Source organism: Pseudomonas sp. RP-B7 (assembly GCF_059803535.1).
The window spans coordinates 56,934-75,415 of sequence record NZ_JAPFHC010000022.1; the positions used below are offsets into that span (position 1 = coordinate 56,934).

At 63.1% G+C, this 18,482-nt stretch carries 13 protein-coding genes; 5 read left to right on the top strand and 8 right to left on the bottom strand.

The genetic code is table 11. From position 1 onward, the window contains the following. The first annotated feature begins 144 nt into the window (after positions 1-144). Complete coding sequence (gene ptsP, locus OPU96_RS19520) at positions 145-2,661, top strand: phosphoenolpyruvate--protein phosphotransferase (protein WP_498559526.1); 2,517 nt, start codon at positions 145-147, stop codon at positions 2,659-2,661. Between the two features lie 2 nt (positions 2,662-2,663). Continuing rightward, a complete protein-coding gene (locus tag OPU96_RS19525) occupies positions 2,664-2,936 on the top strand; it encodes a PTS sugar transporter subunit IIB (protein ID WP_226456305.1) in 273 nt (90 codons plus the stop codon). 142 nt (positions 2,937-3,078) lie between these two features. Here OPU96_RS19525 and mltF read toward each other — a convergent pair whose 3' ends face one another. After that, complete coding sequence (gene mltF, locus OPU96_RS19530) at positions 3,079-4,539, bottom strand: membrane-bound lytic murein transglycosylase MltF (RefSeq protein WP_498559527.1); 1,461 nt, start codon at positions 4,537-4,539, stop codon at positions 3,079-3,081. 287 nt (positions 4,540-4,826) lie between these two features. Between mltF and purL the strand changes: the two genes are divergently transcribed. Then, positions 4,827-8,723, top strand: a complete 3,897-nt coding sequence (gene purL / locus OPU96_RS19535) for a phosphoribosylformylglycinamidine synthase (RefSeq protein ID WP_226456304.1) — start codon at positions 4,827-4,829, stop codon at positions 8,721-8,723. Between the two features lie 4 nt (positions 8,724-8,727). Then, a complete protein-coding gene (locus OPU96_RS19540) occupies positions 8,728-9,039 on the top strand; it encodes an NGG1p interacting factor NIF3 (RefSeq protein ID WP_498559528.1) in 312 nt (103 codons plus the stop codon). A gap of 173 nt (positions 9,040-9,212) precedes the next feature. Here the strand turns inward: OPU96_RS19540 and nagE are convergent, their stop codons facing one another. The 7 genes from nagE to OPU96_RS19575 form a co-directional block, all read right to left on the bottom strand. Continuing rightward, entirely contained in the window at positions 9,213-10,919 is a 1,707-nt protein-coding gene (gene nagE / locus OPU96_RS19545; RefSeq protein ID WP_305391476.1) for an N-acetylglucosamine-specific PTS transporter subunit IIBC, read from the bottom strand. 27 nt (positions 10,920-10,946) lie between these two features. Further along, positions 10,947-13,457 (bottom strand): phosphoenolpyruvate--protein phosphotransferase, encoded by a 2,511-nt coding sequence (gene ptsP, locus OPU96_RS19550; RefSeq protein WP_498559529.1) that lies wholly within the window; start codon positions 13,455-13,457, stop codon positions 10,947-10,949. 36 nt (positions 13,458-13,493) lie between these two features. Then, the gene (locus OPU96_RS19555) at positions 13,494-14,504 is read right to left on the bottom strand and encodes an SIS domain-containing protein (protein ID WP_498559536.1); all 1,011 of its coding nucleotides are present in this window, start codon (positions 14,502-14,504) and stop codon (positions 13,494-13,496) included. Beyond that, on the bottom strand, positions 14,497-15,603 hold the full coding sequence (nagA, locus tag OPU96_RS19560) for an N-acetylglucosamine-6-phosphate deacetylase (protein WP_305391474.1): 1,107 nt from the start codon (positions 15,601-15,603) through the stop codon (positions 14,497-14,499). The genes OPU96_RS19555 and nagA overlap by 8 nt, the downstream gene beginning before the upstream one ends. 9 nt (positions 15,604-15,612) lie before the next feature. Then, on the bottom strand, positions 15,613-16,371 hold the full coding sequence (locus tag OPU96_RS19565) for a GntR family transcriptional regulator (protein ID WP_305391473.1): 759 nt from the start codon (positions 16,369-16,371) through the stop codon (positions 15,613-15,615). Positions 16,372-16,633: 262 nt separating this feature from the next. Then, complete coding sequence (locus OPU96_RS19570; RefSeq protein WP_498559530.1) at positions 16,634-17,137, bottom strand: L,D-transpeptidase family protein; 504 nt, start codon at positions 17,135-17,137, stop codon at positions 16,634-16,636. A gap of 36 nt (positions 17,138-17,173) precedes the next feature. Next, positions 17,174-17,722, bottom strand: coding sequence for an NUDIX hydrolase (locus OPU96_RS19575; RefSeq protein WP_192299532.1), 549 nt, complete (start codon positions 17,720-17,722; stop codon positions 17,174-17,176). A 149-nt stretch (positions 17,723-17,871) separates the two neighbouring features. On the opposite strand from OPU96_RS19575, the gene OPU96_RS19580 reads away from it, so the two are divergent. After that, positions 17,872-18,474 (top strand): CoA pyrophosphatase, encoded by a 603-nt coding sequence (locus OPU96_RS19580; protein WP_192299531.1) that lies wholly within the window; start codon positions 17,872-17,874, stop codon positions 18,472-18,474. The last annotated feature ends 8 nt before the right edge of the window (positions 18,475-18,482 follow it).

The window sequence follows — 18,482 nt, forward strand, 5'->3', positions numbered from 1 at the left end:
TCGCGAATGCGGTGTATCAGCTATGTATTCGGTGACTGACACACTGCATTCGCGAGCAATCCCGCTCCCACATGTTGATCTCCGCCGCCCCAGGGATTTGTATCCAACCGATGATTTTTACAGAACAAAACAACAGGTGAAGTCATGACCACAACTCAACCCCTGGAACTGCTGGCACCGCTGTCCGGCGTGCTGTTGGCACTGGACGCGGTGCCCGACCCGGTCTTCTCCAGCCGCCTGATCGGCGATGGCCTGTGCATCGACCCGACCTCGCAGACCCTCTGCGCACCGTTGGCCGGGGTGATCAGCAATATCCAGGACAGTGGGCATGCGGTCAGCATCACCGATGACCACGGCGTGCAGGTGCTGATGCATATCGGCCTGGACACCGTGAACCTCGCAGGCAAAGGTTTCACCCGCTTGGTGCAGGAAGGCCAGCGTGTGGAGGCCGGGCAGGCGCTGATCGAATTCGATGCCGACTATGTGGCGCTCAATGCCCGCAGCCTGCTGACCTTGATGCTGGTGGTCAGCGGCGAGCCGTTCACCTTGCTGGCGAACGGCTCGGTCGAGATGGGCCAGCCGCTGTTGCAGTTATCCCCAGGCGCGGCGGTTGATGCAGTGGATGAGGAGGAGGGCGATGCGCTGTTCTCCAAACCGCTGACGCTGCCCAACGCCAACGGCCTGCATGCGCGCCCGGCGGCGGTGCTGGCCCAGGCGGCCAAGGGCTTCAAGGCGAGCATCTACCTGCACAAGCAAACCCAGAGCGCCAACGCCAAGTCGCTGGTGGCGATCATGGCGCTGCAAACCGTGTACGGCGACACCTTGCAAGTAAGCGCCGCGGGTGAGGATGCCGACGCGGCGATCAAGGCATTGGTGGCGCTGTTGACTGACGGTTGCGGCGAGACGGTCGCGGCAGCGGCCGAAGTGATTGCGCCGGTGTCATCGTCGACACTATTGCGCGGCGTGTGCGCGTCGCCGGGCTCGGCGTTTGGCCAGGTGGTTCAGGTGGCTGAGCCCGAGTTGAGCATCACCGAGCAGGGCGCTGGTGAAGCGGCCGAACGCGCCGCATTGCAGCGTGGCCTGCGGGCCGCGAACGCAGCGCTGCAAGCGTTGCAAGACAAGGCCGCCGGTAGCGCCCAGGCGGAGATTTTCCGTGCTCACCAGGAGTTGCTCGAAGACCCGACATTGCTTGAGCAAGCCCACGACCTGCTGGCGCAAGGCAAGAGCGCCGCGTTTGCCTGGAACAGCGCCACGCTCGCCACCGTCCAGTTGTTCCAGGGCCTGGGCAATGCGCTGATCGCCGAACGTGCAGCGGACTTGGCCGACGTTGGCCAACGCGTGCTCAAGTTGATCCTCGGCATTCAAGACAGCGCCTGGGACTTGCCCGAGCGCGCGATCCTGATCGCCGAACAGCTGACGCCCTCGCAAACCGCCAGCCTCGACACGCGCAAGGTGCTGGGGTTTGTCACCGTCGGCGGCGGCGCCACCAGTCACGTCGCGATCCTCGCCCGTGCCCTCGGCCTGCCGGCGATGTGTGGTGTGCCACTGCAAGTGCTGGCGTTGGCCAATGGCAAGCAGGTGCTGCTGGATGCTGACAAAGGTGAGCTGCATCTGGAGCCGAACCTGGCTGAAATCGAACAGCTGGAGGCCGCGCGCCAACAGCAAGTACTGCGTCGCCAGCGCGAAGTGGCGCAGGCTGGATTAGCTGCCACTACTCGCGATGGGCATCACGTTGAAGTCACTGCCAACGTCGCCTCGTTGCAAGAAGTCGAGCAGTCGTTGACCCTGGGCGGCGAGGGGGTTGGCCTGCTGCGCTCCGAGTTCCTCTACCTGGACCGCAATCGCGCGCCCAGCCCGGAAGAACAGGCGGGCACCTACACCACCATCGCCCGTGCCCTGGGCACCGAGCGCAATCTGGTGGTGCGTACCCTGGACGTCGGCGGCGACAAACCATTGGCCTACGTGCCGATGGACGCCGAGACCAACCCGTTCCTCGGCTTGCGCGGCATTCGCCTGTGCCTGGAGCGCCCGCAACTGCTGCGCGAGCAGTTCCGTGCAATCCTCGCCAGCGCCGGTTTTGCGCGCCTGCACATCATGTTGCCGATGGTCAGCCTGCTGTCGGAGCTGCACCAGGCCCGCACGATTCTTCAGGAGGAAGCGCTGGCGCTCGGGCTCTCTGAACTGCCGAAACTGGGCATCATGATCGAAGTGCCGTCCGCCGCGCTGATGGCCGATGTGTTTGCGCCCCATGTGGATTTCTTCTCCATCGGCACCAATGACCTGACCCAATACACCCTGGCCATGGACCGCGACCACCCGCGCCTGGCCAGCCAGGCCGACAGCTTCCACCCGGCGGTGCTGCGCTTGATCGCCACTACCGTCAAGGCGGCCCATGCCCATGGCAAGTGGGTCGGCGTGTGTGGGGCGTTGGCCTCCGAAGCACTGGCGGTGCCGGTGTTGCTCGGGCTGGGGGTGGATGAGTTGTCGGTCAGCGTACCGTTGATCCCGACCATCAAGGCCACCGTGCGCGAGCTGGACCTGGCCGACTGCCAGATCATCGCCCGCCAGGTGCTGGGCCTGGAAGAAGCCGCCCAAGTGCGTGAGGCGTTGCGCCTTTACCACGCGGCCACTGTTGAAACCTCACCTGTCGTGGAGCTTTGAACATGTTCGAGAAATTGCAGCGGGCGTTCTGGAAGGCGTTGACCCCGGATTTGATTGCCGAGACGGTCGCCGCGCCTGGGGTGTTGTCAACCGAAGTGCTGAGTGCGTTGGGTGGGGCGGACAACCTCAAGTCGCAGCAGCGGGTGGCACTCACAAGGGTGAGGGTGCAGTTGTTGGATGCGACGCGATTGGACGAGCAGGCGTTGACGGCAGCCGGTGTGCCGGGGGTGATGGTGCTCGCTGGCGGCGTGGTGCACCTGCTCACCGGCCTTTAAGCCTGGAGAAGATCAAAATGTGGGAGCGGGCTTGCTCGCGAATGCGGCGGTTCAGTCTACTCATGCAGTGACTGACACACCGCTTTCGCGAGCAAGCCCGCTCCCACACAAGCCCGCTCCCACATCTGGTTTTGTGGTGTGCTTACAGTTGGGGGGTGTCTTCCGGAGGCTTGGTCTTGTTCACGCCCGGCACATGCAGGTTGCCTTCGACCACCTGGTTGCCCTCCAGCTGCGGCTGGGTCACCCAGGTCAGGATGTCGTAATAGCGCCGGATGTTCGCCACAAAGTGCACCGGCTCGCCACCCCGGGCATAACCGTAGCGGGTCTTGCTGTACCACTGCTTCTGCGACAGGCGCGGCAGCATCTTCTTCACGTCCAGCCACTTGTTCGGGTTCAGGCCTTCGCGCTTGGCCAGGGTGCGTGCATCTTCCAGGTGACCGGTGCCGACGTTGTAGGCAGCGAGGGCGAACCACGTACGGTCCGGCTCGGCGATGCTGTCGTCCAGTTCATCCTTGATCTTGGCCAGGTACTTGGCGCCGCCCATGATGCTTTGCTTGGGGTCCAGGCGGTTGGACACGCCCATGGCCTGGGCGGTGTTCTGGGTCAGCATCATCAGGCCGCGCACGCCGGTCTTGGAGGTGACCGCCGGTTGCCACAGCGATTCCTGATAGCCGATGGCCGCCAATAAACGCCAGTCGACCTTTTCTTCCTTGGCATAGGCCCGGAAGTGTTTCTCGTACTTGGGCAAGCGCTGCTGCAAGTGCTGGGCGAAGGTATAGGCGCCGACATAACCGAGTACATCAACGTGCCCGTAGTAGCGGTCTTTGAGCCGTTGCAGAGTGCCGTTCTTCTCGACCTTGTCCAGGTAACTGTTGATCTCGTTGAGCAGGCTGTTGTCTTCACCGGCAGCCACGGCCCAGCTCTGGTTGCTGGCGTTGCCGAGGTCGAACGCCACGCGTACGTTGGGGAAGTAGACTTGGTTCATCGCCACTTCGTTGGAGTCCACCAGGGTCAGGTCGATTTGCCCTTCGTCCACCATGCGTAGCAGGTCGACCACCTCAACGGCGTCGGATTCTTCATATTCGATTGCAGGGTTCTGCTGTTTAAGCGCCGCCAGTTGTTCGGCGTGGGTGCTGCCCTTGAGCACCATGATCTTCTTGCCCACCAGGTCCGCCGCATTCGTCGGGCGGGACTGGCCGTTGCGGTAGATGATCTGCGGGGTCACTTCAAGATAAGGATGGGAGAAGCGCACCTGCTGCTGGCGCTGCTCGCTGCTGACCAGGCCGGCGGCGGCCAATACCGGGCCGTTGGTCTTGCCCAACTGGCCGAACAGGTCATCGAGGTTGTCGGCGGTCTCGATCTGCAACTTGACGCCCAGGTCATCGGCAAAACGCTTGACCAGTTCGTATTCGAAACCGGTTTCACCGTTGCGGTCCTGGAAATAGGTCGCCGGGCTGTTCCGGGTAATCACCCGCAATACGCCGTCCTCCTTGATTCGCTCGAGCGTGCTGGGTTTATCAACACAGGCGCTGAGCATCAGGAAGAGTCCGGTTGCGATGAGCCATTTGGCGCACCGCGGGCGCAAAGCAGTAGGGGAGAACATCTGCGCAGTATACGCAAACGGCCCACGGCGCCATATCTCGACAGCGCGGGACTTGTCTGCTAGGTGCCGAAAAAGCGTGCTGCAGCCCGCAGAAATGCGGGTTGGCGGGTGATTGTGACGGTTAAAATAACTGCGCGGAATGCCCTGGATAATGCCCCGATAGCGTGCAAACCCTGCCAACTGACGTTCGGCAGCGGCCAGCGGTGCCGTTTCGGGTGCCGTTGGCGATGGTTTACGCTAGAATGCACGGCCTCAAAGCACACCCCCTTCCCGAGGCTGTCCCGAAGATGTTGATCCTGCGCGGCGCTCCTGCCCTTTCTGCCTTTCGCCACAGCAAACTCCTTGAGCAACTGAGCCAGAAGGTTCCAGCTGTTACAGGCCTGTACGCTGAATTTGCTCACTTCGCCGAAACCACCGGCGTATTGACCGCCGACGAACAGCAAGTGCTGGCACGCCTTCTGAAGTACGGCCCAAGCGTTCCCGTTCAAGAGCCGACTGGCCGCTTGTTCCTGGTTCTGCCACGGTTCGGCACCATCTCGCCTTGGTCGAGCAAGGCCAGCGACATCGCCCGCAACTGCGGCCTGGAAAAAATCCAGCGCCTGGAGCGTGGTATTGCCTTCTATGTCGCCGGCCAGTTCAGCGACGCCGAAGCCGAGCTGATCGCCAGCAGCCTGCACGACCGCATGACCCAGATCATCGTCGGCCAGCTGGAACAGGCCGCCGGCCTGTTCAGCCACGCCGAACCCAAGCCGCTGACCGCGATTGACGTGCTCGGTGGTGGTCGCGCCGCCCTCGAGAAGGCCAACACCGAACTCGGCCTGGCCCTGGCCGACGACGAGATCGACTACCTGGTCAACGCCTTCAACGGCTTGAAGCGCAACCCGCACGACATCGAACTGATGATGTTCGCCCAGGCCAACTCCGAGCACTGCCGTCACAAGATCTTCAACGCCAGTTGGGACATCGACGGCGAGAGCCAGGAAAAAAGCCTGTTCGGCATGATCAAGAACACCTACGTGATGCACAGCGAAGGCGTTCTGTCGGCTTACAAGGACAACGCCTCGGTCATCGTCGGCTCCGTTGCCGGCCGCTTCTTCCCGGACCCCGAGACCCGCCAGTACGGCGCGGTGCAGGAGCCGGTGCACATCCTGATGAAGGTCGAGACCCACAACCACCCGACCGCGATTGCCCCGTTCCCGGGCGCAGCCACCGGCTCCGGCGGCGAGATCCGCGACGAAGGTGCAACCGGCCGTGGCGCCAAGCCAAAGGCAGGCCTGACCGGTTTCACCGTGTCCAACCTGCAGATCCCGGGCTTCGAACAACCGTGGGAAGTGCCGTACGGCAAGCCTGAGCGCATCGTCACCGCGCTGGACATCATGATCGAAGGCCCGCTGGGCGGCGCTGCGTTCAACAACGAATTCGGCCGTCCGGCGCTGACCGGTTACTTCCGTACGTTCGAGCAGTCCATCACCACCCCGCGTGGCGATGAAGTGCGCGGCTACCACAAGCCGATCATGTTGGCTGGCGGCATGGGCAACATCCGTGAAGAACACGTCAAGAAAGGCGAGATCCTGGTCGGCTCCAAGCTGATCGTGCTCGGCGGCCCGGCAATGTTGATCGGCCTGGGCGGCGGCGCAGCTTCCTCCATGGCCACCGGCACCAGCTCGGCAGACCTGGACTTCGCTTCCGTACAGCGCGAAAACCCAGAGATGGAACGCCGCTGCCAGGAAGTCATCGACCGTTGCTGGCAGTTGGGTGACAAGAACCCGATCAGCTTCATCCACGACGTCGGCGCCGGCGGCTTGTCCAACGCCTTCCCGGAGCTGGTCAACGATGGCGACCGTGGTGGCCGTTTCGAACTGCGCAACATTCCAAACGACGAGCCGGGCATGGCCCCGCACGAAATCTGGAGCAACGAATCCCAGGAACGCTACGTGCTGGCTGTTGGCGCAGAAGACTTCGCGCGCTTCCAGGCCATCTGCGAACGCGAGCGTTGCCCGTTCGCCGTGGTCGGCGAAGCGACTGCCGAACCGCAACTGACGGTCACCGACAGCCACTTCGGCAACAGCCCGGTGGACATGCCGCTGGAAGTGCTGCTGGGCAAAGCCCCGCGCATGCACCGTTCGGCCGTGCGTGAAACCGAACTGGGCGACGATTTCGACCCAAGCACGCTGGATCTGTCCGACAGCATCGAACGCGTGCTGCACCACCCGGCCGTGGCGAGCAAAAGCTTCCTGATCACCATCGGCGACCGCACCATCACTGGCCTGGTTGCCCGTGACCAGATGGTCGGCCCGTGGCAGGTTCCGGTGGCTGACGTTGCCGTCACCGCCACCAGCTTCGACGTCTACACAGGTGAAGCCATGGCCATGGGCGAGCGCACGCCGCTGGCCTTGCTGGACGCTCCGGCGTCGGGCCGCATGGCCATCGGTGAGACCCTCACCAACATCGCCGCGTCGCGCATCGGCAAATTGTCTGACATCAAACTGTCGGCCAACTGGATGTCTGCTGCCGGTCACCCGGGTGAAGACGCGCGCCTGTACGACACTGTCAAAGCCGTCGGCATGGAACTGTGCCCTGAGCTGGGCATCACCATTCCGGTGGGCAAGGACTCCATGTCCATGGCCACCCGTTGGAACGAAGACGGCGTCGACAAGACGGTCACTTCGCCGCTGTCGCTGATCGTCACCGGTTTTGCACCGGTCACCGACATCCGCCAGACCCTGACCCCGCAACTGCGCATGGACAAGGGCACCACCGACCTGATCCTGATCGACCTGGGCCGTGGCCAGAACCGCATGGGCGCGTCGATCCTCGCGCAAACCCATGGCAAGCTGGGCAAGCAGGCGCCGGACGTCGATGACGCCGAAGACCTCAAGGCCTTCTTCGCGGTGATTCAGGGCTTGAACGCCGACGGCCACCTGCTGGCTTACCATGACCGTTCCGACGGCGGTTTGCTGACCAGCGTCGTGGAAATGGCCTTCGCCGGTCACTGCGGCCTGAACATCGTGCTCGACAGCGTTGCTGAGGATAAGTCCGAGATCAACGGCATCCTGTTCAACGAAGAACTGGGCGCGGTGATCCAGGTTCGCCAGGACGCCACCCCGGACGTGCTTGCACAATTCAGCGCCGCTGGCCTGGGTGATTGCGTGGCGGTGATCGGTCAGCCGATCAACAACGGCCAGATCGACATCGTCTTCAATGGCGACACCGTGTTCGAAGGCCAGCGCCGTCTGCTGCAACGCCAGTGGGCCGAGACCAGCTACCAGATCCAGCGTCTGCGCGACAACGTGGAGTGCGCCGAGCAGGAATTCGACGTGATCCTGGAAGAAGACAACCCGGGCCTGAGCACCAAGCTCAGCTTCGACGTCAACCAGGACATCGCCGCGCCTTACATCAAGAAAGGCATCCGCCCACAAGTGGCGGTACTGCGTGAGCAGGGCGTCAACGGCCAGGTGGAAATGGCGGCCGCGTTCGACCGTGCCGGCTTCAATGCGATCGACGTGCACATGAGCGACATCCTCGCCGGACGTGTTGACCTCAACGAGTTCAAAGGCCTGGTAGCCTGTGGCGGTTTCTCCTACGGCGACGTGTTGGGTGCCGGTGAAGGCTGGGCCAAGTCGGCCCTGTTCAACAGCCGTGCGCGCGATGCGTTCCAGGGCTTCTTCGAGCGCAACGACAGCTTCACCCTGGGTGTGTGCAACGGTTGCCAGATGATGTCCAACCTCAGCGAACTGATCCCGGGCAGCGAGTTCTGGCCGCACTTCGTGCGCAACCGTTCCGAGCAGTTCGAAGCCCGTGTCGCCATGGTGCAGGTGCAGGAGTCCAACTCGATCTTCCTGCAAGGCATGGCCGGTTCGCGCATGCCGATCGCCATCGCCCACGGTGAAGGCCATGCCGAGTTCGAAAGCGAAGAAGCGTTGCTCGAAGCCGACCTGTCCGGCACCGTCGCCCTGCGTTTCGTCGACAACCACGGCAAGGTCACCGAGACCTACCCGGCCAACCCGAACGGCTCGCCGCGCGGGATCACCGGCCTTACCAGCCGCGACGGTCGCGTCACCATCATGATGCCGCACCCGGAGCGTGTATTCCGCGCCGTGCAGAACTCGTGGCGCCCGGAAGAGTGGAACGAAGATGGCGCCTGGATGCGCATGTTCCGCAACGCTCGCGTGTGGGTGAACTAAGGCGGTGTACAAGCTCGCCTTCTTTGTGCCCGACAGCCATGTGGAGACGGTGAAGACCGCCGTCTTCGCAGCTGGCGGCGGGCGCATCGGCAGCTACGACAGCTGCGCCTGGCAAGTGCTGGGCCGGGGCCAATTCCGCGCGATGGACGGCAGCCAGCCGTTTATCGGGCAAGTGGGCCAGGTTGAAGTGGTTGAAGAATGGAAGGTTGAGCTGGTGGTGGCGGATGAGTTGATCGCGGCTGTTGTGGCTGCTTTGAAATTCAGCCACCCGTACGAGACGCCAGCGTATGAAGTGTGGCAGTTGGCGGATTTCTGATTCGCATGCTGCAAAAACAACAAACCCGCTGGGCCAGTTTGGTCAGCGGGTTTTTTGTTGTCTGCTAGGGCCTCATCGCAGACAAGCCAGCTCCCACATTTCGAATGTATTCACAGATCATAAATGTGGGAGCCGGGCTTGCCCGCGAAGGGGCCTGTTCAGGCAATGATCAATCAAGCACCAGCCCCAACCTGCCGACCACTGACCAACCGTTCCAACGCCTCACCCAACCCCGACGCCTTGTCACCGATCAGCAAGTGCCAAACACCGCTATCCAATTGGCTCACGCCTTGGCAACCCAGCGCAGTCAGGTCAGCCTCGGACAGCACCGAGTCATCCCCCAGCTCCACCCGCAATCGAGTCATTGCCACCGCTTCCAACTGCCGTACATTCGTCCGGCCACCCAATGCATCCAGCCATTTCTCGGCCTCCTGCACGTTCACCGCGACCGGTTTATCCACAGGCACAACCGTCACCGGCGCACTGGCAACAAACGTAGGCATCGCCAACCGAATCTCATCGGCAATGCTATCGGCCATCGGCCCCACCACCACCTGCAGACTCCCGCCATTCCCCGGCCGTACAACGGCCATGGCGCCCAACGCTTTCAAGTCCGCATCCACTGCTTTATTGCGATCGACCATGTCCAGGCGCAGACGTGTGGTACAGGCACCCACGCTCAGCAAATTGGCGGCACCGCCCAGCGCCCGGAGATAGGCGCTGGCGCGCTGGTTATCGGTCATCACTTCAGCCTGCACTGCCTGGACATCCTCACGCCCCGGTGTTTTCAGGTTGAAACGACGAATGCAGTAGTTGAACACGCTGTAGTAGATCGCCGCGTAAGCCAACCCCACCGGGAACACCAACCAGCCATTGGTGGACTTGCCCCAACCCAGCACCATGTCGATAAACCCACCGGAGAAGGTAAACCCGAGGTGGATATTCAACATGTTGGTGACCGCCATCGACAGCCCGGTCAACAGCGCATGGATCAAGTACAGGAACGGTGCGAGGAACATGAACGCAAATTCAATCGGCTCGGTCACCCCGGTCAAAAACGAGGTCAGCGCCATCGACAGGAAAATCCCGCCCATCACCTTGCGGCGCTCCGGTAATGCATTGCGGTACATCGCCAGGCACGCCGCGGGCAGGCCGAACAGCATGACCGGGAACATGCCGGTCATGAATTGGCCGCCTTTGGGGTCGCCGGCGAAGTAGCGCGTCAGGTCGCCCGTCACCACGGCGCCGGTCGCGGGGTCGGTAAAACTGCCGAACACAAACCACGCCATATTGTTAAGGATATGGTGCAGCCCGGTAACGATCAGCAGGCGGTTGAACACGCCGAACACAAACGCCCCCAGGCTGCCGCTCTCCATCAGCAACACGCCAAAACTATTGATGCCATGCTGGATCGGCGGCCAGATCAAACCAAAGATCACCCCCAGCCCGACCGCGCTGAACCCGGTGACAATCGGCACAAACCGACGCCCGCCAAAAAACGCCAGGTACTCTGGCAGCTTGATGTCCTTGAAGCGGTTATACAGCCCGCCAGCCATCAGGCCGCTGGCGATGCCGGCGAGCATGCCCATGTTGATGCTGGTGTCCATCACCTTGAGGGTGGAGATCATCACCAGGTAACCAATCGCCCCGGCCAGACCGGCGGTGCCGTTGTTGTCGCGGGCAAAGCCCACGGCAATGCCGATGGCGAAGATCAGCGCGAGGTTGGCGAAAATCGCCTGCCCCGCATCGTGCATCACCGCGATGTTCAACAGGTCGGTGTCGCCCAGGCGCAGCAGCAGGCCGGCGATGGGCAGGATCGCGATCGGCAGCATCAGCGCACGGCCAAGGCGTTGCAGGCCTTCGATGAAATGTTGGTACATGGCGAGTCTCCTTTTTTCTTGTTGTTGTCAGCTCAGCGGCCAGTGGTGTTGACAGGCTTGGCGAACCGCCTTGGCGCTGCTCAGGTCGAGCAGGCCCTGGCTCAGTTGCCGGCATTGCGCCGCGTCCAGGTGGCGGACGCGGTCCTTGATTTCACCGATCTGCGGCGGGCTCACCGACAGCTCGCTGACCCCCAGGCCAATCAGCACCGGTGTGGCCAGCAGGTCGGAGGCGAGGGCGCCACACACGCCAACCCAGCGCCCGTGCTTGGCCGCCCCGGCGCAGGTCTGGGCGATCAGCCGCAGCAGTGCCGGGTGCAACGCGTCGACCCGCGCGGCGAGGCCTGCGTGGTCGCGGTCCATGGCCAGGGTGTACTGGGACAGGTCGTTGGTGCCGATGGAAAGGAAGTCCGCATGCCTGGCCAGTTGCTCAGCCAGCAGCGCGGCGGCGGGCACCTCGATCATCACGCCGAGTTCCGGGCGTTGGGTCAGTCCGAGCTCGACGCAGAGTTCATCCAGGCGCTGGCGGATCTGCAGCAGTTCATCCACTTCGCTGACCATCGGCAGCAGGATGCGGCAACGCGCCAGCGGCGAGACTTGCAGCAGTGCACGCAGTTGTTGATCGAGCAGTTCAGGCCGCACCTGGGCCATGCGGATACCACGCAGGCCCAACACCGGGTTGGCTTCGACCGGCAGCGGTAGATAGTCGAGTTGCTTGTCGCCGCCCACATCGATGGTGCGGATGATCACCGTCTTGTCGCCCATGGCATCCAGCACGGCTTGATAGGCCTGGCGTTGCTCATGCTCATCCGGCGCGGTGCGACGGTCGACAAAGAGGAACTCGGTGCGCAGCAGGCCGACACCATCGGCGCCGTTTTCGTACGCCACTTGGGCTTCTGCGCTGGAGGCCACATTGGCGGCGACTTCGATGTTCACGCCATCGCTGGTGTACGCCGCTTGTTGGGCTTGGGCCTGTTGCTGTTGGCGCCGCTGTTTCTGCGCGTCGCGGATCTGGTGCACTTCGGCGTGGCGCGTTTCGCTGGGGGTCAGTTCCAGGCGGCCATTGCCGGCGTCCAGCACCACGCGCTGGCCGTGGGGCACGTCGAGTACTTCGGCTCCCAGCGCGACCACGCAGGGCAGGCCTTTGCCTCGGGCGAGGATTGCCACATGGGACGTCGCGCCGCCTTCGGCCATGCAGATGCCGACGGCGTGTTGTGCGCTCAACTGCAACAAGTCCGAGGGGGTCAGTTCGTGGGCGCTGACAATGGCGCCGGCCGGCAGTTCGAAATGCCAGGCTTCACCCAGCAAGGCGCGCAACACACGTTGTTGCAGGTCGCGCAGGTCATTGGCGCGCTCGGCAAACAGCGGTTTGCCCAGGCCCAGCAACACCGCGCATTGGGCCTGGATCGCATCGCGCCAGGCGTGGGTGGCGGCGCTGCCGTGTTCGATGGCGCGGGTGGCCGCGTCGAGTAACGTCGGGTCTTCCAGCAGGGCCAGGTGGGCGGCGAAGATGTCTTCCTCGTCGACGTTCTTGCGCTGGCGGGCGTGGTCGAGGGTGCTGCGGATTTCGCTACGTACCTGTTCCAGTGCCGTGTCCAAGTGTTGCAACTGTTCGTCGGCGGAGTGCTGGCCGGGGTCCTGCGGCAGTTCGATACCGGTCAGGCGCACCAGTGGCCCGCACACCAGGCCGGGGGCCGCGCACACGCCTTGCAATACACCGGCTTCGCGGTTCGCGCGGCGCGGCGTGATAGTCACCGGCGCGTGAGGTTCTTCGCCGACCGCCACTGACAACGCCGCGACCAATGCCTGCAACGCCGCCGCCGAATCCTTGCCGCGGCAGGTGACGCGCACCTCATCGCCTTCACCAATCCCCAGCCCCACCAGCCCGATCAGGCTGTCGCACGGCGCCGATTTGCCGGCGAAATGCAGCTGCGCCTGGCTGCTGAAACCCTGGGCCGCCTTGCGGATCAACGCCGCCGGACGCGCATGCAAACCGCCCCGGTGGGTGATGCGCACACTGGCGCTGCTTTCGCTCGCGGTGTTATCCACAGGCGCTTCAACCGCAGCTGCCGAGCGCGCCACGATCTGCAGCAACGGCTCGCCAACCTTGACGGATTTTCCCGCGACCGCGCGTAGTTCAAAGTGCTCGCCGTTGGTCAGGATAATCAGGCTGACCAGGCTCCTGCACTGCCGCGCAATGCGGTCCAGATCAAACTGTATCAACGCCTGTCCCTGGCTCACCCGTGCACCGTCCTTGACCAGCAGCGCGAACCCTTCGCCATTCAGCTCCACGGTGTCGATGCCCACATGCATCAACACCTCGGCGCCGTTGTCGGCACGAATCGTCAGGGCATGCCCGGTGCGGGCGACGTGGATGATCACGCCGTCACAGGGCGCATGCAGGCAGTCGTTGAGCGGGTCGATGGCAATGCCGTCGCCGATGGCGCCGCTGGCGAACACTTCGTCGGGAACGTCGCCGAGGGCCAGTACTGGCCCGCTTAACGGGGCGCTGAGGGTCAATTCATTATTGTTGTAGGACATCGGCACGGTACTCATCAGGAAAACGCGGCAATCGACTCAGTGAGTGCGAGTGACTTTGCTCAGGTGGCGCGGCTGGTCCGGGTTCATGCCCCGGGCGACGGCGAGGCCTGCGGCCATCACGTAGAAACTCTGGATCGCCAGGATCGGGTCCAGGCTCGGGTGTTCGGCGCGGTTCAGGGTCAGGTCGCGCTCGGCGATGTCGTCCGGTGCGGCCAGCAGCACGCGGGCGCCGCGTTGGCGCATATCGGCGGCCAGGCTCAACAGGCCGGCTTGCTCGGCGCCGCGTGGGGCGAAGACCAGTAGCGGGTAGTTGTCGCCAATCAACGCCATCGGGCCGTGGCGCACTTCGGCGCTGCTGAAGGCTTCGGCCTGGATCGCCGAGGTTTCCTTGAGTTTGAGTGCGGCTTCCTGGGCGATGGCAAACCCGGCACCACGGCCGATCACCATCAGTTGCTTGCAACTGCGCAGGGCTTCAATGGCTGCGGACCAGTCCTGCCGGGCCGCTTCGCGCAGGCCGTCGGGCAGTGCCTGGCAGGCTTGCAGCAAATCCGCTTCGCCGTTCCAGTGGCCGACCAACTGCGCGCTGGCGCTGAGGGTGGCGATAAAGCTCTTGGTGGCGGCGACACTCTGTTCCGGCCCTGCGCACAGCGGTACGTGAAATTCGCAGGCGGCCTCCAGCGGCGAGTCTTCGGCGTTGACCATCGAGATACTCAGCGCGCCGCGCTTGCGCAGCAGGCGCAGGCTGTTGACCAGGTCCGGGCTCTGTCCCGATTGAGAGAAACCGAACGCCACCTGGCCGCTGACCTTCATTGGCGCTTGCAGCAACGTCACCACCGACATCGGCAACGAGGCGACCGGAATGCCCACATGCTGCATCGCCAGGTAGGCAAAGTAGCTGGCGGCGTGGTCCGAGCTGCCGCGCGCGATGGTCATCGCCACTTGCGGCGGCTGGCGCCGCAGGCGTCCGGCGATTTCCTCGAGCAGCGGCTGCAGGCGTTGCAGTTGGGCGGCGACGGCGTCGCAGGAGGCCAGGGCCTCTTCAAGCATTTTTGAAGTCAATGGTTTCTCCTTCGACCATTACGTCGGTGAGTTGCAGGGAGCGGTCCAGGCGCACGCAGTCGGCAAAGCTGCCGGGTTGCAGGCGGCCGCGTTCTTCCAGGCCCAGGTAGTCCGCCGGAAATTGCGACAGGCGTTGTGAGGCTTCGCTGATGGGCAGGCCGATTTTCACCAGGTTGCGCAGCGCCTGATCCATGGTCAGCGTGCTGCCGGCCAGGGTGCCGTCGGCCAGGCGCACGCCGCCCAGGCATTTGGTCACGGTGTGGCTGCCCAGCTTGTATTCGCCGTCGGGCATGCCGGCGGCGGCGGTGGAATCGGTGACGCAGTACAAACACGGGATCGCGCGCAAGGCCACGCGCATGGCGCCGGGGTGCACGTGCAGCAAGTCGGGGATCAACTCGGCGTACTTGGCGTGGGCCAACGCGGCGCCGACGATGCCCGGCTCGCGGTGATGCAGCGGGCTCATGGCGTTGTACAAATGGGTGAAGCTGCTGGCGCCGGCGGCGAGGGCGGCGACGCCTTCTTCGTAGCTGCCCAAGGTATGGCCGATCTGCATGCGGATGCCGCGTGCGCTGAGGGCGCGGATCAAGGCGTCATGGCCGGCGATTTCCGGGGCGATGGTGATCACGCGGATCGGCGCCAGGCGCAGGTAGGCTTGCACTTCATCCATCAACGCGGTGTGGGCGAAGTTGGGCTGGGCGCCGAGTTTTCCCGGATTGATGTAGGGCCCTTCCAGATGAACGCCAAGTACCCGGGCGCAGCCTGTAGGGCGTTGCTCGCAGAAGCTGCCGAGTTGCTCGAGCACACGGGAGATCTCGTCCACCGGCGCGGTCATGGTCGTGGCCAGCATTGACGTGGTGCCAAAGCGCACGTGGGTGCGGGTAATGGTCTGGAAGGCGGCAACGCCTTCCATGATGTCCTTGCCGCCACCGCCGTGCACATGCAGGTCGATAAAGCCCGGCAGCAGGTAGGGCAAATCGTTGCTGGCCGGGTCGCAAGGCGCGCCGTCGATGGCGACCACCTTGCCGTGTTCGTGCACCAGGCGGCCGCGCATCCAGCCGTGGGACGTGAGGATATTGTCTTCGGACATGGCAGTTCTCTAAGGCCGCAACTCGGCGGCAAAGTCATAGCGGCGCAGCTCTGCGACAAAGTCGTAGTAGTCGTTGCGGCAATAGGTGTCGGTGATTTCAATCGGCGTGTTGTCGGCGGTGTAGCCCACGCGGGTCATCAGCAGCATGGCGGTGCCGGGGGCGATGCCGACCAGCTTGGCGAATTCGTCCGAGGCGTTGATCGCCTGGATGTGTTGCAAGGCGCGCACGATGGGTTTGCCAATGCCTTCCAGGTATTCGTACAGCGAGCTGCCGACCACCTGTGGGTTGGGCAAGACGGTGGCGGGCATGGCGGTCATTTCAATGGCCATCACCGTGTCGTCGGCTTTGCGCAGGCGCTTGAGGCGCGCGACTTTGTCGGTGGGCGACAGGCACAGGCGGATCAGTTCTTCGTGGGTCGGCGGGGTGATGTCGCGCTCCAGCCATTGGGAGCTGGGCACGAAGCCCTTGAGGCGCAGCATCTCGCTGAAACCGGACAGGCGTGACAACGGCTGTTCCAGGCGCGGCGTGATAAAGGTGCCCGAGCCTTGGCTGCGGCGGATCAGGCCTTGGGCAAACAGCACTTCCAGGGCTTTGCGGGCGGTGACCCGCGAGATGTTCAACTGCTCGCACAGCGCACGTTCCGAGGGCAACGCCTGTTCGGACGTCCACTGGCCGGCATGGATCGCCGCTTCCAGTTTGCGCGCCAGTTGCAGGTACAGCGGCGTGGATTGCTTGTCGTCGGGGCGCAGGGCCAGGATGGGGTTCATCGTTCAGGTTTCCGATGCGGTTATTGGAGTGTTGTCGCCCGGTATTGGCCGGAAATTAATACCACTTAAATACCATGTCAATGCAGCCAAAATGGTGCGGGCCAGGGTTTTAGAGCCCTGTAGTGGGGCTTGTTATCAAGTGGTATTAGAGAGGTCTTTGTTGCGCGCAGAACAGCGCAGCCCGGCGCGGTGAACTGGTATTCACCGGCGGGCGTGATCTGAGGTGGGATTTTTTTTGAATTAATTTACGAACGGTCGACGATTACGGACGAATCTCGATCAGGGTGCCGTCCTTGACCAGGTTCCACACTTCCCGCATGTCGACGTTGCGCATGCCGATGCAGCCGTCGGTCCAGTCCAGGGTGTGGAACCACTGCTCCGGGTATTCTTCGGTGTCGGGGGTGCCGTGGATCATGATCATACTGCCGGGCTTCACGCCTTCGCGGCGGGCGCGTGCGGCGTCGCTGATATTGGGGTAGGAAATGTGCATGGCCAGGTTGAAGCGCTCGCTGGTCTTGCGCCAGTCGAGCCAGTACAGGCCCTCCGGCGTGCGGCGGTCGCCCTCGACCAGTTTTTGGCCCTTGGGGTTCTTGCCGAGGGAAATGCGGTAGGTCTTGAGGGGCTTGCCGTCGTTGATCAACTGCAATTGGTGGGCGGACTTGAGGACCAGGACTTTTTCGACGATTTTGCCGCCGATGGTTTCTACGGTGGAGGCCGATGACAACGTAGCGAACGACAGGCAGATAAGAGCGAGCAACAGACGCATTAAAACGGTTTCCCTGAGAAAAAGTGCTGCCTGGAATTATTTGGGCGACGGCATCATCGGCGGCACCGCTTCGCTGCGCACCGGGAACTGCTGTTGGCGGCGGTCAGCGAAAAAGCATTCTAAGGTACGCCCGACCGTGCGGAAAGCCAGCTCGGACCAAGGGATGTCGGCTTCGTCGAACAGCTGCACTTCAAGGCTTTCGGGGCCTGCGGCGAAATCCAGGTCGACCAGTTCGGCACGGTAGAAGATGTGTACCTGGTTGATGTGGGGCACATCGATCAGGGTGTAGATGCTCAGGTTGCACACACGGGCGCAGGCTTCTTCCAGGGTTTCGCGGGCGGCGGCCTGTTCGACGGTCTCGCCGTTTTCCATGAAGCCGGCGGGCAGGGTCCAGTAACCCAGGCGCGGTTCGATGGCGCGGCGGCACAGCAGCACTTTATCGCCCCACACCGGCACGGTGCCGGCCACGATATTGGGGTTCTGATAATGAATGGTCGAACAGTGATCACACACAAAACGCAGGCGGCCGTCGCCGTCGGGGATGCGTTGGGTGACCGGTTTACCGCACTGGCTGCAGAAATTCATGCTGGGGTTCCTGGAAAGTGCGTCTATCTTGGCGTGGAGGGCAGGGCGCTGCAACAAGTTGTCGTTTCGCGACACCGACAGGGTTTTGGGGTTGGGCACCCGCACGCTTTGGTGCATGATGCAAGGTAGCCAACAGACCGAGATGACTCATGCTGGACGAGCTACTTCGCCGGGTAAGCAATCACACCCCCCACACGCTGGAAACTGACGGACGTTTCCCCGAGGCTGCGGTGCTGGTGCCGATTACCCGTAGTGACGAACCTGAGCTGATCCTGACCCTGCGCGCCAGCGGCCTGTCGACCCACGGTGGCGAAGTGGCCTTCCCCGGCGGGCGCCGTGACCCCGAAGACCCGGACCTGATCTTTACCGCCTTGCGCGAGGCCGAAGAAGAAATCGGCCTGCCGCCCGGCCTGGTGGAGGTGATCGGCCCGTTGAGCCCGTTGATTTCCCTGCATGGCATTCGGGTCACGCCTTATGTCGGCGTTATCCCCGATTACGTCGAATACCTGGCCAACGATGCCGAGATTGCCGCCGTTTTCAGCGTGCCTTTGGAGTTCTTCCGACAGGACCCGCGTGAACATACCCACAGGATCGATTACCAGGGCCGCAGTTGGTACGTGCCCAGTTATCGGTTTGGCGAATACAAGATCTGGGGCCTGACGGCGATCATGATCGTCGAGCTGATCAACCTGCTCTATGACGACGCCAAGATCAGCCTGCATCAGCCCCCCAAGAGCTTCATCAATAGCTAAAAGCCATC

Bases quoted from the DNA above. Each gene is read 5' to 3' on its own strand.
- ptsP (WP_498559526.1), top strand. From the start codon at position 145: ATGACCACAACTCAACCCCTGGAACTGCTGGCACCGCTGTCCGGCGTG.
- OPU96_RS19525 (WP_226456305.1), top strand. From the start codon at position 2,664: ATGTTCGAGAAATTGCAGCGGGCGTTCTGGAAGGCGTTGACCCCGGAT.
- mltF (WP_498559527.1), bottom strand. From the start codon at position 4,539: ATGTTCTCCCCTACTGCTTTGCGCCCGCGGTGCGCCAAATGGCTCATC.
- purL (WP_226456304.1), top strand. From the start codon at position 4,827: ATGTTGATCCTGCGCGGCGCTCCTGCCCTTTCTGCCTTTCGCCACAGC.
- nagE (WP_305391476.1), bottom strand. From the start codon at position 10,919: ATGTACCAACATTTCATCGAAGGCCTGCAACGCCTTGGCCGTGCGCTG.
- ptsP (WP_498559529.1), bottom strand. From the start codon at position 13,457: ATGTCCTACAACAATAATGAATTGACCCTCAGCGCCCCGTTAAGCGGG.
- OPU96_RS19555 (WP_498559536.1), bottom strand. From the start codon at position 14,504: ATGCTTGAAGAGGCCCTGGCCTCCTGCGACGCCGTCGCCGCCCAACTG.
- nagA (WP_305391474.1), bottom strand. From the start codon at position 15,603: ATGTCCGAAGACAATATCCTCACGTCCCACGGCTGGATGCGCGGCCGC.
- OPU96_RS19565 (WP_305391473.1), bottom strand. From the start codon at position 16,371: ATGAACCCCATCCTGGCCCTGCGCCCCGACGACAAGCAATCCACGCCG.
- OPU96_RS19570 (WP_498559530.1), bottom strand. From the start codon at position 17,137: ATGCGTCTGTTGCTCGCTCTTATCTGCCTGTCGTTCGCTACGTTGTCA.
- OPU96_RS19575 (WP_192299532.1), bottom strand. From the start codon at position 17,722: ATGAATTTCTGCAGCCAGTGCGGTAAACCGGTCACCCAACGCATCCCC.
- OPU96_RS19580 (WP_192299531.1), top strand. From the start codon at position 17,872: ATGCTGGACGAGCTACTTCGCCGGGTAAGCAATCACACCCCCCACACG.